The sequence below is a fragment of the Levilactobacillus muriae genome (assembly GCF_045862015.1).
Lineage (GTDB): Bacteria > Bacillota > Bacilli > Lactobacillales > Lactobacillaceae > Levilactobacillus > Levilactobacillus muriae.
In genome coordinates this window covers 50,185-67,403 of the sequence record NZ_BAAFRU010000015.1, presented here as the reverse complement: position 1 = coordinate 67,403, position 17,219 = coordinate 50,185, and the positions used below count along the sequence as shown (strand labels likewise).

18 protein-coding genes, 1 tRNA gene and 2 riboswitches are annotated in these 17,219 nt (G+C 49.9%); of the genes, 8 read left to right on the top strand and 11 right to left on the bottom strand.

The window, feature by feature from the left end; translation table 11 throughout:
* Window positions 1–220: 220 nt before the first annotated feature.
* From ACKTSF_RS10885 to ACKTSF_RS10865, 5 genes are all read right to left on the bottom strand, one after another.
* Window positions 221–293: transfer RNA gene (locus ACKTSF_RS10885), tRNA-Ala, on the bottom strand.
* Between the two features lie 84 nt (window positions 294–377).
* Window positions 378–1,601: an ABC transporter permease gene (locus ACKTSF_RS10880; protein ID WP_407889358.1), complete on the bottom strand. Its 1,224-nt coding sequence runs from the start codon at window positions 1,599–1,601 to the stop codon at window positions 378–380.
* A complete protein-coding gene (locus ACKTSF_RS10875; RefSeq protein ID WP_407889357.1) occupies window positions 1,594–2,490 on the bottom strand; it encodes an ABC transporter ATP-binding protein in 897 nt (298 codons plus the stop codon). Before ACKTSF_RS10875 ends, ACKTSF_RS10880 begins: the two co-directional genes overlap by 8 nt.
* Window positions 2,491–3,031: 541 nt before the next feature.
* On the bottom strand, window positions 3,032–4,348 hold the full coding sequence (locus ACKTSF_RS10870) for a nucleobase:cation symporter-2 family protein (protein WP_407889364.1): 1,317 nt from the start codon (window positions 4,346–4,348) through the stop codon (window positions 3,032–3,034).
* A gap of 183 nt (window positions 4,349–4,531) precedes the next feature.
* Window positions 4,532–4,630, bottom strand: a riboswitch (purine riboswitch).
* Between the two features lie 59 nt (window positions 4,631–4,689).
* Entirely contained in the window at window positions 4,690–4,839 is a 150-nt protein-coding gene (locus ACKTSF_RS10865; protein ID WP_407889355.1) for a hypothetical protein, read from the bottom strand.
* A gap of 85 nt (window positions 4,840–4,924) precedes the next feature.
* On the opposite strand from ACKTSF_RS10865, the gene ACKTSF_RS10860 reads away from it, so the two are divergent.
* The 5 genes from ACKTSF_RS10860 to ACKTSF_RS10840 all read left to right on the top strand — a co-directional run bounded on the left by ACKTSF_RS10860 (window position 4,925) and on the right by ACKTSF_RS10840 (window position 8,325).
* A complete protein-coding gene (locus tag ACKTSF_RS10860; protein ID WP_407889362.1) occupies window positions 4,925–5,908 on the top strand; it encodes an asparaginase in 984 nt (327 codons plus the stop codon).
* A gap of 125 nt (window positions 5,909–6,033) precedes the next feature.
* Window positions 6,034–7,200, top strand: a complete 1,167-nt coding sequence (locus ACKTSF_RS10855; RefSeq protein WP_407889354.1) for a hypothetical protein — start codon at window positions 6,034–6,036, stop codon at window positions 7,198–7,200.
* A gap of 12 nt (window positions 7,201–7,212) precedes the next feature.
* Complete coding sequence (locus ACKTSF_RS10850) at window positions 7,213–7,542, top strand: hypothetical protein (protein WP_407889352.1); 330 nt, start codon at window positions 7,213–7,215, stop codon at window positions 7,540–7,542.
* An 11-nt stretch (window positions 7,543–7,553) separates the two neighbouring features.
* Complete coding sequence (locus tag ACKTSF_RS10845; protein WP_407889350.1) at window positions 7,554–7,808, top strand: zinc ribbon domain-containing protein; 255 nt, start codon at window positions 7,554–7,556, stop codon at window positions 7,806–7,808.
* Between the two features lie 4 nt (window positions 7,809–7,812).
* Window positions 7,813–8,325 carry an O-acetyl-ADP-ribose deacetylase gene (locus ACKTSF_RS10840; protein ID WP_407889349.1) on the top strand — a complete coding sequence of 171 codons (513 nt, stop codon included), beginning with the start codon at window positions 7,813–7,815 and terminating at the stop codon, window positions 8,323–8,325.
* A gap of 231 nt (window positions 8,326–8,556) precedes the next feature.
* On the opposite strand, the gene ACKTSF_RS10835 is transcribed toward ACKTSF_RS10840, so the two are convergent.
* Window positions 8,557–8,751, bottom strand: coding sequence for an LBP_cg2779 family protein (locus tag ACKTSF_RS10835; RefSeq protein WP_407889347.1), 195 nt, complete (start codon window positions 8,749–8,751; stop codon window positions 8,557–8,559).
* A gap of 264 nt (window positions 8,752–9,015) precedes the next feature.
* On the opposite strand from ACKTSF_RS10835, the gene ACKTSF_RS10830 reads away from it, so the two are divergent.
* Window positions 9,016–9,186, top strand: a complete 171-nt coding sequence (locus ACKTSF_RS10830; RefSeq protein WP_407889345.1) for a hypothetical protein — start codon at window positions 9,016–9,018, stop codon at window positions 9,184–9,186.
* A 573-nt stretch (window positions 9,187–9,759) separates the two neighbouring features.
* Here the strand turns inward: ACKTSF_RS10830 and ACKTSF_RS10825 are convergent.
* The 5 genes from ACKTSF_RS10825 to ACKTSF_RS10805 all read right to left on the bottom strand — a co-directional run bounded on the left by ACKTSF_RS10825 (window position 9,760) and on the right by ACKTSF_RS10805 (window position 13,723).
* The gene (locus ACKTSF_RS10825) at window positions 9,760–10,122 is read right to left on the bottom strand and encodes a hypothetical protein (protein WP_407889343.1); all 363 of its coding nucleotides are present in this window, start codon (window positions 10,120–10,122) and stop codon (window positions 9,760–9,762) included.
* A gap of 45 nt (window positions 10,123–10,167) precedes the next feature.
* Window positions 10,168–10,857, bottom strand: a complete 690-nt coding sequence (tenA, locus tag ACKTSF_RS10820) for a thiaminase II (RefSeq protein ID WP_407889341.1) — start codon at window positions 10,855–10,857, stop codon at window positions 10,168–10,170.
* Window positions 10,858–10,882: 25 nt separating this feature from the next.
* A complete protein-coding gene (locus tag ACKTSF_RS10815; protein WP_407889339.1) occupies window positions 10,883–11,536 on the bottom strand; it encodes an energy-coupling factor transporter transmembrane component T family protein in 654 nt (217 codons plus the stop codon).
* Entirely contained in the window at window positions 11,533–12,969 is a 1,437-nt protein-coding gene (locus ACKTSF_RS10810) for an ABC transporter ATP-binding protein (protein WP_407889337.1), read from the bottom strand. The genes ACKTSF_RS10815 and ACKTSF_RS10810 overlap by 4 nt, the downstream gene beginning before the upstream one ends.
* A 199-nt stretch (window positions 12,970–13,168) precedes the next feature.
* Entirely contained in the window at window positions 13,169–13,723 is a 555-nt protein-coding gene (locus ACKTSF_RS10805) for an ECF transporter S component (protein ID WP_407889335.1), read from the bottom strand.
* A gap of 84 nt (window positions 13,724–13,807) precedes the next feature.
* Window positions 13,808–13,899: riboswitch (TPP riboswitch) on the bottom strand.
* Window positions 13,900–14,109: 210 nt separating this feature from the next.
* Between ACKTSF_RS10805 and ACKTSF_RS10800 the strand changes: the two genes are divergently transcribed.
* Window positions 14,110–15,282, top strand: a complete 1,173-nt coding sequence (locus ACKTSF_RS10800; protein ID WP_407889333.1) for a D-alanyl-D-alanine carboxypeptidase family protein — start codon at window positions 14,110–14,112, stop codon at window positions 15,280–15,282.
* A 311-nt stretch (window positions 15,283–15,593) separates the two neighbouring features.
* Window positions 15,594–16,760: a serine hydrolase gene (locus ACKTSF_RS10795; RefSeq protein WP_407889331.1), complete on the top strand. Its 1,167-nt coding sequence runs from the start codon at window positions 15,594–15,596 to the stop codon at window positions 16,758–16,760.
* Window positions 16,761–17,219 lie beyond the last annotated feature (459 nt).

Sequence of the window (17,219 nt, the reverse complement as noted above, 5' to 3'; positions counted from 1 at the left end):
GTGGATGGATATAGGTCTGCGACTATATCCCTTTTTTGTACATTTTTTTACATTCTTTGATTATACAAAAATATCCGTTGCCAGTAATCAAATTCATTTGATTACCAACAACAGATATTTTAGAACCAGTTTTCACCGCCCGTACATGAAACTAACGAATTTGAAAATTCCTTGACACCAGCACTTACGGGACATATTTCAATTCTTAACATTCATACAATGGACCTTACCGGGTTCGAACCGACGACCTCCTACATGCGAAGCAGGCGCTCTCCCAACTGAGCTAAAGGCCCAAGACTTACCCGTTAATTATAGCACGTTGGCTAAAAATGTTAATGGGTAATGTGACTATTGGCGAGGCAAATGATCAGCGTTCATTAATGCTGGTGACGCCAGCCGTGTAACAGGTGCTGCCAGAAACTGCGATTATCCGTTTGCAGCATCAGCCGCTGGTATTGACTACCGATGTAGCCAGCAAAGAGGGCGATAGCCGCCAGCAATACGACCAGTGAAATCGTTTGTTCCCAACCGTTGACCGTGCCGTTAATGATCCGCATCGGCATGAAGTATGACGAGAAGAATGGCACGTACGAGAGAATCTTGACCAAGAGGGCGTCCATGTTATTTTGGAACGGGAAGGTGGCGAAGAAACCAAACATCCCCAGCATGACGACCGGCTGTGCGGCCTTGGAGGCATCCTCGGCCTTGGCCACGACCGCGCCACTGTACGCCGCGAGAATCGTGTAGATGATGACCCCCAGGAACAGGTAGACCAGGTTGATGCTCAACAGATTGTGAAGGACCGCGTCAATTAAGCTTTGGTACTGCGTGATCAGTGGCTTCAGTGAGGCACTATTCATAGCAAACTGGAAGGCAGCCCAGCCGCCCAACAGATAGATGACGATTTGCGTGAGAATGACCAGTAGAATTCCGGTGATTTTTCCCACGAAATAACTGGTGGCCGTAGTGCTTGAGAAGATAATCTCCATAATCTTGGTACCCTTATCGGAGGCAATCTCCTGCGCGGCAATCGAGGCATAGGTAATCAGGATGATGTAGATCATGGTCACCAGAATCCAGAAGGAAATCGTTTTGGCGAGGTTGGCGGTGCCGGCCTTTTTTTCGATGTGTTGCTGTAATACCGGCGTCCGCGCCAATAATTGTTGTTGCTTAGTTGTCAATTTTGCCTGTTGGTAATTGTAAGTTTGTTGATAGCGACTCAGAAAATTCTGAGTTTGCGCCTTGAGTCCGCTGCTCATCTGGCTACTGCCATGATAATCGGCGCGGATCTGTTGCTGATCGTCACTGAGCATGAGGTAGCCGGCAAGATGATTTTTAGCCATCGCGGACTTGGCTGCACTGGCCGTCGTGATTTTGGTGTTGAGGCCACTTTCCTGTTGCTTGATGTAGTCACGCCGCAGGGGTTGTGACGTACTGATGACGGCGACTTGCTTACTGCTGGAGGCACTGTTGGCGCTCAGATAACTGATACCGATCGTGAGACCAATCATCAGAAAGGGTCCGAGCACCATGAACAGGAAGCTCCAGGACTTGATTTGGCGAAGGTAGGTTTCAAAGGTGACGACCCAAGTCTTACGCATGGTCTTCACCAACTTTCATCCGGAAAATCTCATCAAGGGTCGGTGGCTGCTGACTGAATTCTTCGATGTAGTGTCCCTGGGTCAGTGTCGCGAAAATCTCGGGACCGGCGGCTGGGTCCGTCAAATGCAACAGGTATTGCCCGGGTTGACGGGTCTCCACGTGAGCAACACTGGGTAGCGTTGCGAGCCGCGTAGCCGGCCAGTCAGTCGTGACGTACAGTGCGGTCTTACCAAATTGCGAACGCACCTCGTTGAGTGTCCCATTCAGGACCATTTCACCCTTTCGTAGCATGACCAAATGATCACACAGGGCCGAGACGTTTTCCATGTCGTGACTGGAGAAGATAATAGCAGCGCCGTCATCACGGGCATTCAAAATGGCCTGCTTCAGTAGGTCGGCGTTAACGGGATCGAGGCCACTGAAGGGTTCGTCTAAGATCAATAGCTTGGGGTGATGGATCAAGGTACAGATCAATTGAACCTTCTGTTGGTTTCCCTTGGACAGATCGTTGATCCGGCTCTTACGGGTACCTTTGACGGCGAAACGGCCTAACCAGTCGTCGATGCGCGGTCGGATATCTTTGGCGGATTGATTCTTGAGTCGTGCGAGGTAAACAATTTGTTGTTCAATGGTTAACTTGGTCATCAGGCTCCGTTCTTCGGGTAGGTAACCAATCGTATCGAAATCGTTGGACGACAGGGAATGGCCCTGCCAGGTGATGGTGCCATCGTACTTAATAAAGTTTAGGATACTGTGAAAAGTCGTGGATTTGCCAGCGCCGTTCTGACCGATTAATCCTAGGATCTGGCCATTGGGCACGTCAAAGCTCACGTCGGTTAAGGCTTTCACGGTGTCAAATTGCTTGCTGATGTGTTGAATGCTTAGCATGCACAGTTCTCCTCTTCAAAGTTAATACTCATATTATACGCGAACCGCCGCCCGCAAGCCAAAATGTATGCTTACATATTACGCCTTGCCGAGCCGGTGAAAATGGGCCGTGTCGCTGAGGATGGACGCCTAAAGCCGAAGGGCGGACTTTAGGCTTGGTCATCAGCTTCTGGAAATCGAGTCTCACGACCACCAATTCTCTAAGCGGCATAAACCGGCCACTAAGAGAATTCCCACAGCTGATCCCATTTTAACCGGCCCTCACGGTTCACATAGATGTAAGCATCCAATTTGCCTGCTAACTTGGACTGAAAGTAGTTAGCAAATTTTGGGGACGGATTGGGGATAGATTTAAGTCGTGATATACAGAATTGCGTTTAGACGATTCCGATACTAACGATAGATTTAATGTTTATAAAAAGTGGGAAATTTATACTACGTTTGCAACCAATCCTGACGGCCAAAAATTGGCACAAAAATAGCCGGCAATCAGGGCAAAGGGGCCCGGTTACTGGCTATAGGGACAGACGACGTGATGCTGTTAGTGATGGTTTTGCGGCTGGACAGTCGTGTTGACCTGCGCCTGAGCTGATGCGACTGCACGATGTGGCCGCATGTTGAACACAATATTTAAGATGACTGCGGAGAAACTGCCAATGACGACGCCGTTGTTCATGATGATCTGAAGCGATTGGGGCATGGCTTGAAAAATCTGGGGATAGACAGTTACGCCTAAGCCTAAGCCAATCGAGATGGCGGAGACCAACAGGTTGTTATTGTCCTTGAAATCAACCTGTTGGAGCATCCGAATCCCTTGGACCCCAACCATTCCGAACATGACGATCATGGCACCACCGAGGACGGCGTCTGGGATGACCGTAGCGAGGGCCCCAATCTTAGGAAGCAAGCCCAGCAACATGAGAAACAGAGCTGAGAAGTAGAGGGGCTTACGCGTCTTGACACCAGATAGTTGAACGACACCCACGTTTTCAGAAAAAGTTGAATAAGGGAAGGTGTTGAAGAGACCACCTAGAATGACGGCGATTCCTTCAGCCCGATAACCGCGCTTCAGATCCTTCTCGCCAATCTTACGACCAGTGATGTCACCGAGGGCGAAGAAGACCCCGGTCGATTCAACCATTGTGGTCAGCGACACCAGAATCATCGTCAGAATAGAGGACCATTCGAACTTGGGTGTGCCGAAGTAGAAGAACTGTGGCAGGTGGAACCAGCTGGCTTGACCCACGGCCTTCAGGGAGACCATACCCATGGCGGCCGCAATGAACGTCCCAATCAGGATGCCTGCTAGGATGGCCAGTGATTTGAGGAAGCCTTTAGCAAAGACGTTGAGCCCTAAGATGATGCCCATGGTCAGAAAGCCAACCAGTAACATTTTGGGATCGCCGAAATTCTTGGCCGTGGCATCACCGCCACCGAGGTCTTGGAAACCCACTGGGATTAGCGTAAACCCAATAATGGTGATGAGCGAGCCGGTCACAACGGGTGGAAAAAAGTTCTTAATTTTGGAAAACCACCCGGCACTGAGAAAGACGAAGATACCGGCGCTAATAATGGCTCCGTACATGACACCCACGCCGTATTGATTACCAATGGCGCTCAGAGGCGTCACGGCCTGAACCGCACAGCCGAGAACGACGGGCAAGCCGATTCCAGTCAACGGGGTCCGTTTGAGCTGTAAGAGGGTTGCAACCCCACACATGAAGATATCCGCACTGATTAAGTAGGCCATTTGCATGGCGTTGAAATGAAGTGCGCCCCCGATCAGTAAGGGGACGATGACGTCACCGGAATACATGGCTAATAAATGCTGAAAACCAAGGATAGCCGCGCGCCACATGGGCAAGGCGGATTTTTCTGATGACGAGATTGATGTTGCGGACTTAGTGGACTGCAAGAAAAGTGCCTCCTTCTCGTGATGTCCATACGCCGCCAAGGTTTGCTGAAAACAAAAAAGCTCCCTTTGCAAAAAGGGGGCTTACTGAAAACTCTACCGACGAACTCTTTTCATCGGCAAAAAGAGTTTCGTCCTCAATTTGCTTATAGTCCAGAGTTTACGGCTCTGGGTAGAAACTCGCCAACCTTATCTTGGCATTATATAGGCAATCACTTTATTTTTTTAATGGAATGTTGATAACTTTACCACGTGAAAATGAAAAAAACAACACCCGGTAGACTTTTCTAATGCCGATGCCATATTTTCTTGAAAAGCCCGCCAAACCACTCTAATAGCGGCCCCCAGTCGGCCATGCCGCCGGAATTACTATACTTTTTGGGGTGGACGACCACACCAGGGCGGTAGGGTTTAGCGCTTTCATCTTTTTTCGGCATATTTCCACACATCCTCTCCTAATTCTAACTAAATTCTACAGCAAATAAGGTACAATGTGGGAAAGAAAATCTTTTGAGAAAGAAGTTGACGGTTGTGAAGAAAATTTTAGCCATCCATACAGGTGGGACGATCTCGATGTCCCAGAATGAAAAAGGCGAGGTTGTGCCCAACGCTCAGAACCCAATTGCCCAGCAAGAAACCATTATGGAGGGGCGCGTTGAGCTGATTACCGATGAACTCTTCAATCTACCGTCGCCACACGTGACGCCTGTTGAAATGTTGAAAATCAAGGAACGCATCAATCAGGGGGAACAAGAAGGGATTGACGGCGTGGTCATTACTCACGGAACGGACACCTTGGAAGAAACGGCTTATTTTCTCGACCTGACCTTGCCTAGCACCATTCCCGTTGTCGTGACGGGGGCTATGCGCTCCTCTAACGAGGTTGGGTCCGATGGCCTGTATAACTTTCAGACAGCTATTGAAGTGGCCGCAGACGACGCCTCACGGGGTAATGGGGTCATGGTTGTGATGAACGATGAGATCCATACGGCACGATACGTTACCAAGACTCATACCACCAACGTTGCCACCTTCCGTACGCCAACCTTTGGGCCGATTGGTCTGGTTGCCAAGGGTCAGCCCATTTACTTTCAACAGCTAATTCGAGAAGATACCTGCGACATTGATCACGTGGTGGACCACGTTTACTTACTAAAGGCATATGCGGGGATGGATGCCAGCTTATTTGACGCCCTGAACAGTGATCAGACGGCCGGTATCGTCATCGAAGGCCTGGGTGCTGGGAATCTACCGCCAGTTACCTTACCGGCCATTCAACGCCTCCTAGATCGGCATATCCCGTTAGTCCTAGTCTCACGGTGTTATAATGGCGTTGCCGAGGATATTTACGACTACCAGGGTGGTGGTATCGAACTCCGTAAGATGGGCCTGATGTTATGCCAAGGCTTGAACGGTCAAAAGGCTCGAATTAAGCTACTGGTTGGACTCAGCGCGGGCTTGCGGGATGACCGTCTCGCGGAGTATCTGAGCACGGCCGTATCTTAAACGAAAATTAGCGGCGGCTCACGAGCTATTTTTGGTCAGATATGATAAGATTTTCAGAACAGTAGAAATAAGCTTGGTCTGTGTTTCAACGGCCAAGTTAAAGAAGCTTAAAAAAGGAGGTCGTCATGTTGAATTCTATTATGAATGATTTAAACCGGGCGTTGGCTCAGCATATATTGGTTAACGTGTATCAAACTAACCAGGAGGTCGTGTACACCGGCTACGTGACGACGGTCAGCGATACCGGCATTATTCTCGCCACGTTTGATGATTTCGGATTGCCGGATGGCGCCGTGTTCCTGGCGGTTGATGTCATTGATGAAGTCGAGTTTTCGAGCGATGATTTGGACAATATGGCCTTTCGGATTCAGACGGCTCAAGAAGAGCAGTTTATCCAAGCGGGTGGCCTGACCATGGATTTTGACGGTCAGCGTGATTTGCGCCGACAAGTCCTGAGTCACGCCTGGGTTGACCATCTCGTTGTGATGTTGGTCGTCAAAGGTGACGAACACTTCTACGAAGGTTTAGTGACCAGCGTGGTGGCGGATCAAGTGACTATCCAACTTTTAAACAAATTTGATTATACCGATCAACCAGTCTTTACGTTGAACCCCTCAGAACTTGAAGTTATCGAATTTCAAGGCAAGGAGCTCACGTTGCAGGGCATTGCAGCGCCTCATCTGAGAAAGTTATCGCACGTGGCGCCCAAGGAAGTGACCGACGCCAAGGCTATTTCGGAAACGTTGCAGAAGCTAGCTGGGCAAGAATCATTGGTTTCCCTGGTACCAGCACACGATAAGGAGCTCTTCTTTGTCGGTCGAATCAACGTGGTTACGGATAATGCCGTCGTGATGAACCTGATCGATATGACCGGGCAATTCGGCGGATACACCGTGATGCGGTTGACCGAGCTATACGCGGTTATTATTGAATCCGATTATCTGCAAACGATGCGACTGTTCTCGCTCTTGAATCAAGCCCGGCAGCATCAGATTCAGCCGGTCCTAAACGATGAGCGGTTGTTTGACCCGACCGTTGATCAGTTCAGTGCGCGGTTGACTCAGGCGGCAGCCTTTCGAACGATTATCCGCTTGAAGATGCACGACAATACTGGCCTGTTGGGTTATCCTAGCCAGGTCGGTGGTGAACGATTCATCTTCCACGAAGTCGAAGACAATCAATTGGATCAGGTTGGCAAGGTTTATCGCATCAGTGATGTTGATGAAATTGCCTTTGGGTATTTGGACGCCTACTTGGTTGAGCGTCAGCTACGTGTTGAGGGCGACCTGTAAGGAGTTGTGACCATGAAAGCCAAGAAGATGCCGCGCTGGCTCCGCGATACATTATCGGTGGTCGGTGCCATGTCGGTACTATTGATTGCTTATAATTTAGTTATTGCGAAGCACCCCGATTGGGGAATTGTGCCGGTGCAGATTGTTCTGGCCCTCATCGCGGTTGGGGCGTGGAGCTTCTTGAGCTATCGGAGTCGCGCTAGACGCCAACTCGCTGCGAAACGGGCAGCCGAGTTGGCGCAACGGCGGGCTGAGGAACAACAGCGGGCAGCTGCCCGTGAAGCTGATAATGCGGTGGTCCGCCGCCAGCGGAATCAGCAGCACCGACAGCAACCCAAGTAGGAGGCGAAACTATGGCTGAAGACTTGAAATTTTGTCCCCACTGCGGCGCTGCAGTGACGGCCGCGGACGATGAGTGTCCGCACTGTCACACGAATCTACGACCATTTCGATCCACAACTGCGACCGCAGCGAACAGTCAGAAGTTGAATCTATCGGCGCTGTATGCTAACCCTTATCGAGAAGGCATGAAGCGGCTGAAAGCACGTGATCAAACCAGCCAGGCCCCCGCGAAGAAGCGGTGGCACTGGCCGTGGTCAAAGGAGTGAGTAGATGGCAGAGTTTACGGTAATTCATGGTGATATTACGGAGAGTCACGTGGATGCCATCGTTAATGCGGCGAATACCACGCTGTTAGGCGGTGGTGGCGTTGATGGCGCAATCCATCGCGCGGCGGGGCCAGAACTCTTCCGCGCGTGTGTGCCGTTCAACGGGTGTCCGACGGGTGAAGCACGAATGACGCCTGGGTTCAAGCTCCCCGCAAAATGGGTGATTCATACGCCAGGGCCAGTTTGGCATGGCGGTGATCAGCACGAGGCAGAACTATTGGCGGCTTGTTACCGCAACAGTCTCGCTCTGGCTGGCGAACACGATTGTCAGACGATAGACTTTCCGTCGATCAGTACTGGGGTTTACGGTTATCCGTTGGAGGAAGCAGCGGCTGTTGCGACCCAAACGATTGCGACCGTGTTGGCCCACACAACGGGCATTCAAACGGTGCGGTTGGTAGCGTTCGATGATACTACGGCTGCGGCCTATCGCACGGCTTGGGAACAAATTCAATAATGTTGTTAAGAGAGTGAGACAGAAGGTGGTTAGCTGGCGGGCATTAAGGCTGATAGCCGGATAATCCCGGGTTTGGATTGTTCGGCTATCAGTTTTAAGCGGCGTCAGCTGCCTTCTGTCTCACGTTTCAGCAATAGAGCTTTGGAAATTCAAAAAGAGCCTGGGGGTTATCCCAGACTCTTGTCTTGTTTAAATGGAAACAGAATTTGTAAACCGGGCTGATTAAGTCAGTTAATTTGGCTTAGTGGCGATTAAACTTTTCAGAGAACTTTGCTCGTCACTGGTCGGTTCGAGTTCCCCCGATTTGATTGCGTGATACTTTTCGACTGAAATTCGAGAGCCAAAGGCCATTTCGCCGTCAGTTTTATCGTATTTCTTTTGGTAGGCGATGATTGCTTCAGCAAGATCATTTAATTCTTGATTCATTAATATCCCTCCAAATGATGATCCAAATTACTGCTTACGTTTATTATACTAAAGTTTTGCAAAAGCGGTGAAATAACCCTCGATATCTGCAATTTTTTTTGTTTTCTACTTGATGAACAGGACAAAATTGCGTAAACTTATATCCAATATAACAATTATCGTTGATTAGTGCGTGAATTGTTAACGTAATTTGGTCAACCTGTCATGGTTCTGTGATATTGCTGGCTTAAGCTAGGCGGTAAGAAAGACCGACGAGGTGACAGGATGAATCTGAAACATGTAATTTCGAGTTTGACCACGGCAGTTGTGCTGTTGGCCATTGTTAGTGTGTTCTCCTGGTTCACCATGGGGAAACGTACCGTGACCCACGTCAGTACACAACCCGCAACGGTTAACGTTACGCGGACACATGTTTCACGGATTCACGTTAAATAATTGCGGTTCGACACACCGCCACCGGGGCCGGATTAACCGGCTGTACCATCTTAACTATCGGTAATCATATTGATTACATGACTACAGTCTCTTGTAGTTTATCAAGCGGGGAAACAGGCTAACTTCGGTTAGTCTGTTTCTTTTTGTCCTGAATTTCTAAATCACATGTGTCAGCGCCTTACCGGGCGGCGTAAATAAGCCGGAACGCATGGACGGACGGTCAGAGCCAAAGAGCGGTCTCTGGCCTTGCTTTGAACCGCTGAGAAACGCGTTTCAAAGACACCAAAGTTCTAAGTGGCAAAACTCACCACTAAGAACTTTCCCATGGCTGGGCTTATTTACGCCGCCCTCACGGCTCACATGGATTTAGAATTCGGTTTGTGAGTGTTTTTTTAGCGCCTGGAAATTTCACTGTTTTGAGATGGTTTTCCAAATTAAAAAAGTCCGCCACCGTGGACGGACTGAGTTTATCAATAAATTGTGAGTTGAACAGAAAAATTAGCGTAATGTGATACTCAGTAAACAGGTGAAGGTAAAAGCACACATTACAGATGACAAGTCACCGGTTCATCCTTAGAAGTGAAACCACTCGCTCTGGTTGCGGCGAACTTCACCGCGTAGGCCAAAGAAGGCAACCATGAACGCTGCGGCCAATAGGGCTAAGACAATCGTCCAGAACCACGCGTGAGTGTGGATAAACGTGAAGTATGCAAACCCTAATGTGCTCAGTGCAATCAAGAATAAGTTGACTGGTAGATTCTTACTGTGGATGAAGGCAGTGGCTAAGGCTAGAACCACTGCGCCCCCGAACATGTCGTCACCGGACAACCGGGTTCCCAGGCCACTGAACAGCGCGTAGACCTCAATGATGAGTCCCAACGCTAAGGCCAAGTAACCGAAAGACTGCAAGAATGTTAATTGGCGAATTCTCTTCATCGACGACACCACCTTTCTCTCTTACGGTGGCTCTAGTATACCGCATTAATTTTCAGCTGAAAAATCTGACGACTGTGTGTAAGTGGGGATATTCCAATTTTCGTGGTCAAGAGCCATTTGCCAGAAGTTCAGTTCGTACCAACTGCTTTTTTCAAAGATGTCGAGCAACGTGGCGATATTGGCTGGTGTCGCGACATGGTTAGCGAGTGCCAGTTGGTCTGACATCATCCCGGTATAGTCGTCGGCATCATAGGTATCCAGCCAGTCCTGATAAATGGGGACGGGTGATCCCGCTTGAGCCAGCTCCTTACCAATTTCGGCGTAGAGCCAGTAGCAGGGCAGAAGACCCGCCACTGCACCAGCGGGACCAGTTGTGGCCAATGCACGATAGAGGTGGCTGGTATAGGCGTAGCCGGTCGGGGCCACGGGGGTTGCGGCGACCTCTGCTGTCGTGATGTTGAGGCGGTCAAAGAAGGCTTGACGCACGGCAATTTCACCCTGACGTAAGTGTTCAGCACCGGCGTGAAGCTGTTTGGCAACGCGTGGATCGGTACTCTGGTCGCCAGCTAAATCGTGAATTCTGCCAAACTCCTGCAAGTAGTAGTGATCCTGAATCAGATAGTAGCGGAAAGTCTCACGTGGCAGGGTACCTGCACACAGCTGGGTGATGAAGGGGTGGTGCTTGGAAGCCGTCCACGAAGCTAGTGTGGCGGCATGTGCTTGATCGGTAAACATAACAAAACTCCTTTAAAATTAACGGTTAGGGTAGGCCAACGAACAGGCCGACCTGGACCAAGACCAGGCTACCTCCGAAGAACCACCAGTCGCGAGTCACGAGGGGCACGGTCAGTGAGTGCGTCCGTGGTGCACCTTCCACGAAACCGTGGGAGGTCATGGCCGCGGCCAGTTGATCCGACCAGTTCATCGCGGCCAGAATGACTTTGAAGTACAAGCGGGGCGACCAGACGTGTAGGACTTCTCCGCGCATCAGGGCCGCGGCCCGAACGGTGGAGACTTCGGCCTGAATCTTGGGCATCAGGTTGAAAGCTGCCAGAAAACCATAAGCAAATTTGCTAGGCAGTTTGGCGTTTTGCTCCAGCGAGCGAGTCAGCCATAGCGGCTTGGTGGTCAACGTGAACCAGCCACCCATGTAGACGTAGACGAACATCCGTGTGAAAATCACGATGAGAAAGTGCGTGGAAGCATCCCCGCGAAGCATCAGCGACCAAACGAGGGCGCTGGCGAAGAATAGCGGCACAATCGTCAATAAGAAGAGTCGGCGCCAGGGTACCTGATTGATCAGCATGAGCAGGAGGCTTACAACAATCAGAACAACGTTGACTGTCCACACCTGAACGAAGGAAACTTCTAGTGCAATCAGGACGATCAACGCCAACTTTAGTGAGGGGTTCATGCACTCACCCCCTGATAGGTCAGCTGTTTATCGGCCAATTGTAAGTGCAGATCGACCAAGTCATCCAGCCCACTGAGTTGATGACTGATCAAAATCAGGGTGAGGCCGAGGTCGCGTTGAACCGTGGTCAAGATGGTCATGACTGTTTGAATTGAGGCGTAGTCCAAGCCTTTCAAAGGTTCATCGAGCAACAGAACGTCCGGTGCCATCATGAGCATGCACAGAAGCTGCAACTTTTTCTGCTGGCCGCTACTCAGAGAATAGAGTACCTGATTGTCGCGACCCTCTAGACTGAGATCGCGCAGTAGGGAGTGGATCCGTGATGACGTGAAGTAGGTGCTATTGCCGTATTTCTGTGAAAGGGCCAGTTCCTCGGCGACGGTGACGTTGAGAAATTGCGCGGTGGCTGACTGAAACATCAGAGCAACTTGCCGAGCGTAGTGCCGTTTCCGGATTTTCTTGATGTCAGTGTCGCGGTAAGCAATGTGGCCCTGATAGTGTCCCAAACGCACGAGAGCCTTGAACAGCGTAGATTTACCACTACCGTTGGGTCCGGTGATTAGTGTCGTCCGGTGCGCGTAAAAGGTTAAATCTTGGGGCGTCAGGAGCTGGCGGTCACTGTGAGCTAAGCCCAGTTGGCTGCCATGCAGGCAGATTGTGAGTTGTTCAGTTGGCAACTGGACGTGTGACAGTCGCAGCTGTTGTGGCGTAAAGGCTGCAAAGCGTTGCTGGGTCTCATCCGCTGAGAGCAACTCGAGTTGACCATCGGCCAAGACGGCGAGGTGGTCGACCCACTGCTGATAGCCGCTGAGATCGTGATCGGCCAGGACAATTGTCTTGCCACGGTCGGTGCAGAGCGCCACCAATTTTTCCAACAGGATCAGGCGAGTTGGTGGATCAATACTGGCAAATGGTTCATCTAAAAGAATGACATCGCTGTTCATAGCAACGATGATGGCCAGTGCCACCTTCTGTTGCTCACCACCGGAGAGTTGCATGAGCTTGCGAAATTTTAAGTCTAGAATTCCCACGAAGGTCAGGGCGGCATCGCTGCGTTGCGCAATCTGTTCGGCCGGTACCTGTTGATTTTCAAGGGCAAAGCGCAGCTCGTTCTGGACGGTATCCATGGTGAACTGCGTACTGGGCTCCTGAAAGAGCATGGCGACGGTGGCGGCCCGCTGCGTCGGTGCGACAGCGCTGAGTGGGTGGCCATTAAAGGTAATGGCAGTGTCGGCGTTGGGCAGCAGTCCGGCAATCAACTTGAGTAGCGTGGATTTGCCGCCGCCGGATACGCCGGTCAGTAGTGAAAATTTACCAGCGGGAAAGGTGCCAGAAAGGTGATTCAGCACCGGCTGATCTTGCTTCGGATAGGTGTAAGTGAGTGATTGTACCGTGACGGTAGCCAAATAAATTCCCCCAATACTACTTGTCATACTTGAAAATGAGCTGCTGATTATAAGTTGAAAATTAATGTCTGTGGTGAAGCTGGAAGGGCCAGTTGAACACGGCCCTTCCAAGCTTTAAATAGTCTATGTGATTGTATCGTAGGACACAGTTGACTTGAATAAGGGATGGCAAAGTCTTGCTTTTCATTGCACAAATCACAGTGTCAGGTAAGGCGGCAACTGAGATTTAGGCCTTCAAGACGTGGGCACGGACCAGGAGATTGTTGATCAGCTTGGTCAGCACGCCACCGAAGATGAAGACGGACAGCAACCGCACGCAGAACAGGAGTAACAGGAATGGCAGGTGGTAAGCCGCATACCCGTTACGAATCAGGTCCCACGCAAAGGTAACAATGGTCGTGGTCAACGTGCTCATGGCCAACGTGAACCAGCCGTAACGTTTGTAGCCGGTGAAGATGAAACCGAGTTCGGAACCAAAACCTTGGAGTACACCTGAAATTAACGTGCTAGCTCCCCAGATGCCGCCAAGGAACATTTCCACCACGGCACCCAGCAGTTCGCCCAAGGTTGCCGCACCGGGAATCCGAATGACAAAACCAGCGAGAGGACCCGCCATTACCCAGATACCCAACAACAGTTCATTTGCTAGAGGTTGTAACCCAAATGGCGCTAAAGCCGCCGCTAAAATCGTGTAGACCGGACCAATTGCCCAGAAGATAACACCCATAAAAATTGCAATAATCGTCACTAAAATAATATCTCTAATATGCCAACGTTTCATAAACATCCGCCTCCTAAAATTTAGACGCTGAGGGGCCACCAATGCTAAAAAAATCCCCACTAAGTGCATTAGTGGGGTCATTGATAGCTATTGATTACGCGTTCCCTTCGCTGGTATTAGCCAGAGCAGGTTCAATGGGTTTGATCTCAGCCGCGATGGCACCCCAGTCGTATTTGATTAATCTTAGCTTAACGAGTTTATCCGGGAATTGCAACCACAGCCGGTAAAAATCGTTTCTATGGCATGAGCTGTTCAGCGGCGAAATTATTTTTACAACTACGTTACAGTCGCGCCACTATCCCCAAAAGTGCTTTTGGTTGCTGGGGAAGAGTGCTATTCTAATCGTTAGTTGTCTTAATTATTGTCGGATTGGAAGGATTCAAGTTATGCGTAAAGGATATATGAAACGCGGTCTCATCGCTTTTACCGTTGCCATTACGGTGGGCGGTGTGGTCGGTCCGGTTGTGTCGGTGAATGCTGCGACGGGGTATAAGACCGTTAATACGAAATCAATTAAGAAGACGGCCTATCACAAAAAGAGTACTAAAGGGGCCATCTTTAACAAGAAGCACACCCGTAAGGTTATTAACCTAACTGCGCACCCCCACACCACGTGGTATGCCACGAAGCAGGCGACGATGAAGCACGGGAAGACTAGGGGTGTTTACCTCTACATCAAGAATAGCCAAAACAGCGTCAAGGGTTGGATCTGGCGGGGTTACCTAAAGGCGGGCAAAGCACCGTTCGTCTTGACCAAGGCCAAGGCCGCCGTTGCCATGGACGCAAAGACGGGGAAGGTCGTTTGGGCTAAGCATGCTAACACGGCACGCCCAATCGCCTCGGTTTCTAAACTGATGACGTTGTACCTGACGCTGAAGAAAATTGATGGCAAGTCGCGTAACTGGAATCATAAAATCAAGATTACCAGTCGTGGGCTGGTTTCGATGAGTCGTAGCGCCGACTATGGGGGCTTTCACTTTAAGCTGAACCACAAGTACACGGTACGCCAGCTCTACTACGCGGCGTTCCTGGATTCCTCTAACAATTCGGCTATTGCGTTGGGGCAATGGGTCGGCGGTAGTAACGGTAAGTTCATTCGGAAAATGAATGCGCAGGCCAAAGCGTGGAAGATGGGGAAAGCCCACTTCGTTTCAGCATCAGGGTTGGAAAATAGTGACCTGCGACAGTACGGTTACGCGTATGGCAAGGCTAACGCCAACGAGGTTTCGGCCAAGGACGTGGCCTTGATTGCCCGGTACTTGATCACCAAATATCCACGAGTCTTGAAGGATGGTAAGATTGGTTCAATAACGATTAACGGACAGGTTTGTCATAACTATAACAACCTGCTGAAGGGACGAAAATATTACAGGGCCTCTTTGAAAGTTGACGGCTTAAAGACGGGGTACACGCCGTTAGCTGGCTATTGTTTCGTCGGCACCGGTCAAAAGTCTGGGAAGCACCGGGTGATCACGGTTGTCTTACACGATGAGAATGAGTTCACGGAAACTAGGTCACTCATGAACCACGCTTATGGTATGAGTCGCATGAATAATTAGATGATAGGCTGACCTAGAAAATTTAAACCAATAAGGGTCGAAAGTGTTCAGTGGGAATCGGTGGATCCTGGCTGAATACTTTTTGCCTTACCAAGATGTCTAAAGGCCAGTCGGTCGACGAGGGTAGTAATGGTACTCCCCCCAACGATGAAGCCAGCAATTAGTTCAGCCGGCAAGCGATGGATTACGGTAAAATTACGGTCTCAACAACTAGGTTACAAAGTCGTGTAAACCCTTGTCGAAGGTCCATTTACCATGGTAGGCTGACTGTTAGAGTTTCGGAAACGTTTAGAAAAGGGGAATACATACCAATGAGAATGACAAAGTTCAAAGGGTTCATGCTGGCCCTGTTGTTTACGGTGACATTAGGGGCCACCGCAAGTGTTCAGGTGACCGCTAATGCTGCCACCTACACCACAGTGTCAACGAAGAAAGTCACGAAGGCCGCATATCACAAGAAGAGTACGTCGGGTGCCATTTATAATAAGGCACATAACAAACGGATTGCGACGATGAAGGGCTATCCCAATACGACCTGGTATGTGACGCAACAGGCCACACTCAAGCATAGCAATACCAAGGGAATCTATTATTATGTTGCGAACAAGAGTGGTTCCGTTAAGGGCTGGATCTGGCATGGTTACCTGACGAAAGGAACAGCACCTTTTGGACTGAAGTACGCGAAGAATGCCGTGGCTTTGGACTATACGACGGGTAAAGCTGTTTGGTCCAAGAGTGCCAACACGGCACGCCCAATCGCTTCCGTTTCCAAGCTGATGACGTTGTACCTGGTCTTGGACAAGGTCAACAATGGATCTGGCAAGTGGACCGATATCGTGAAGACCAGCAACAGTGGGTTAGTGGCGATGGGAAATAGTGCAAGTTGTGGGGGCTTCAAGTTCTATAGCAACCACAAGTATACGGTCAAGGAATTATATGACGCCGCACTGTTGGATTCGTCTAATAACGCTGCTATTGCTTTGGGCCAATGGGTCTCTGGTAGCAATGCCAAATTCATCAAGAAGATGAATGCCCAAGCACAGTCCTGGAACTTGGACAAGGCTAGCTTTGTGTCCGCCTCTGGCTTAGAGAACAGTGATTTAAAGGCATTTGGCTACAACTACGGATCAGCCAACGCCAATATGGTTTCTGCCAAAGATGTCGCACTGATTGCGCAGCATCTCATCAAGGATTACCCACGTGTCTTAACGGATGGGTCAGTGGGTTCCAAGACGGTCAACGGGCAATTGTGCTATAACTACAACAACATGTTAAAGGGCCGTAAGTATTATCAAGCGAGCCTGAACGTGGACGGCTTGAAGACTGGTTACACGCCATTAGCTGGTTACTGCTTTGTTGGAACGGGTCAAAAAGCCGGCAAGCATCGGGTGATCACGGTTGTTCTGCACGATGAGAACGAATTTACGGAAACCCAGTCATTGATGAACTACGCTTATAGCTTAGGTATGAATGCTTAATTTTTAAATTTTTTCCGATTGCTCTGGAGAATTCCAGAGCAATCTTTTTTTATTGGGCGACTAAAGGTTGAAAGCCCCAATTCACCAAGAAAGGTCCCAGCTATTAGTTGGAAATTGCCACCTGCGGCTGCCAGAGATTCCGGCTGCTGTGGGGACCGCCTGCGGCCTGAGAAGCGGTCCTCCGGCTCGGTTTGAAGCCTGACATAAACCGTCAGTCTCCAAACGCGTCCCACGCTGTAATCTGGTTCCCAGCTAACACCGTCGACACAGCTACCTACATCTCTGGCCGCCTCCGGTTACGATTTGTTCTTTAATCTGAGATCGCGGTGGCAATCGCCGAATTGGCAACGTTAATCCACGATAATTGGTCACTGTTTACGTAGGCGTGAGTGAGTCAAATTTAGGCTCCGTATCGTTGTTGCAACAGTCATAATGAGTGTTTTGGACCTTTCAACCTTC

Coding starts and splice junctions, on each gene's coding strand:
- ACKTSF_RS10880 (WP_407889358.1), bottom strand. CDS start 1,601: ATGCGTAAGACTTGGGTCGTCACCTTTGAAACCTACCTTCGCCAAATC.
- ACKTSF_RS10875 (WP_407889357.1), bottom strand. CDS start 2,490: ATGCTAAGCATTCAACACATCAGCAAGCAATTTGACACCGTGAAAGCC.
- ACKTSF_RS10870 (WP_407889364.1), bottom strand. CDS start 4,348: ATGTGGCGCGCGGCTATCCTTGGTTTTCAGCATTTATTAGCCATGTAT.
- ACKTSF_RS10865 (WP_407889355.1), bottom strand. CDS start 4,839: ATGCCGAAAAAAGATGAAAGCGCTAAACCCTACCGCCCTGGTGTGGTC.
- ACKTSF_RS10855 (WP_407889354.1), top strand. CDS start 6,034: ATGTTGAATTCTATTATGAATGATTTAAACCGGGCGTTGGCTCAGCAT.
- ACKTSF_RS10850 (WP_407889352.1), top strand. CDS start 7,213: ATGAAAGCCAAGAAGATGCCGCGCTGGCTCCGCGATACATTATCGGTG.
- ACKTSF_RS10845 (WP_407889350.1), top strand. CDS start 7,554: ATGGCTGAAGACTTGAAATTTTGTCCCCACTGCGGCGCTGCAGTGACG.
- ACKTSF_RS10840 (WP_407889349.1), top strand. CDS start 7,813: ATGGCAGAGTTTACGGTAATTCATGGTGATATTACGGAGAGTCACGTG.
- ACKTSF_RS10835 (WP_407889347.1), bottom strand. CDS start 8,751: ATGAATCAAGAATTAAATGATCTTGCTGAAGCAATCATCGCCTACCAA.
- ACKTSF_RS10830 (WP_407889345.1), top strand. CDS start 9,016: ATGAATCTGAAACATGTAATTTCGAGTTTGACCACGGCAGTTGTGCTG.
- ACKTSF_RS10825 (WP_407889343.1), bottom strand. CDS start 10,122: ATGAAGAGAATTCGCCAATTAACATTCTTGCAGTCTTTCGGTTACTTG.
- tenA (WP_407889341.1), bottom strand. CDS start 10,857: ATGTTTACCGATCAAGCACATGCCGCCACACTAGCTTCGTGGACGGCT.
- ACKTSF_RS10815 (WP_407889339.1), bottom strand. CDS start 11,536: ATGAACCCCTCACTAAAGTTGGCGTTGATCGTCCTGATTGCACTAGAA.
- ACKTSF_RS10810 (WP_407889337.1), bottom strand. CDS start 12,969: ATGACAAGTAGTATTGGGGGAATTTATTTGGCTACCGTCACGGTACAA.
- ACKTSF_RS10805 (WP_407889335.1), bottom strand. CDS start 13,723: ATGAAACGTTGGCATATTAGAGATATTATTTTAGTGACGATTATTGCA.
- ACKTSF_RS10800 (WP_407889333.1), top strand. CDS start 14,110: ATGCGTAAAGGATATATGAAACGCGGTCTCATCGCTTTTACCGTTGCC.
- ACKTSF_RS10795 (WP_407889331.1), top strand. CDS start 15,594: ATGAGAATGACAAAGTTCAAAGGGTTCATGCTGGCCCTGTTGTTTACG.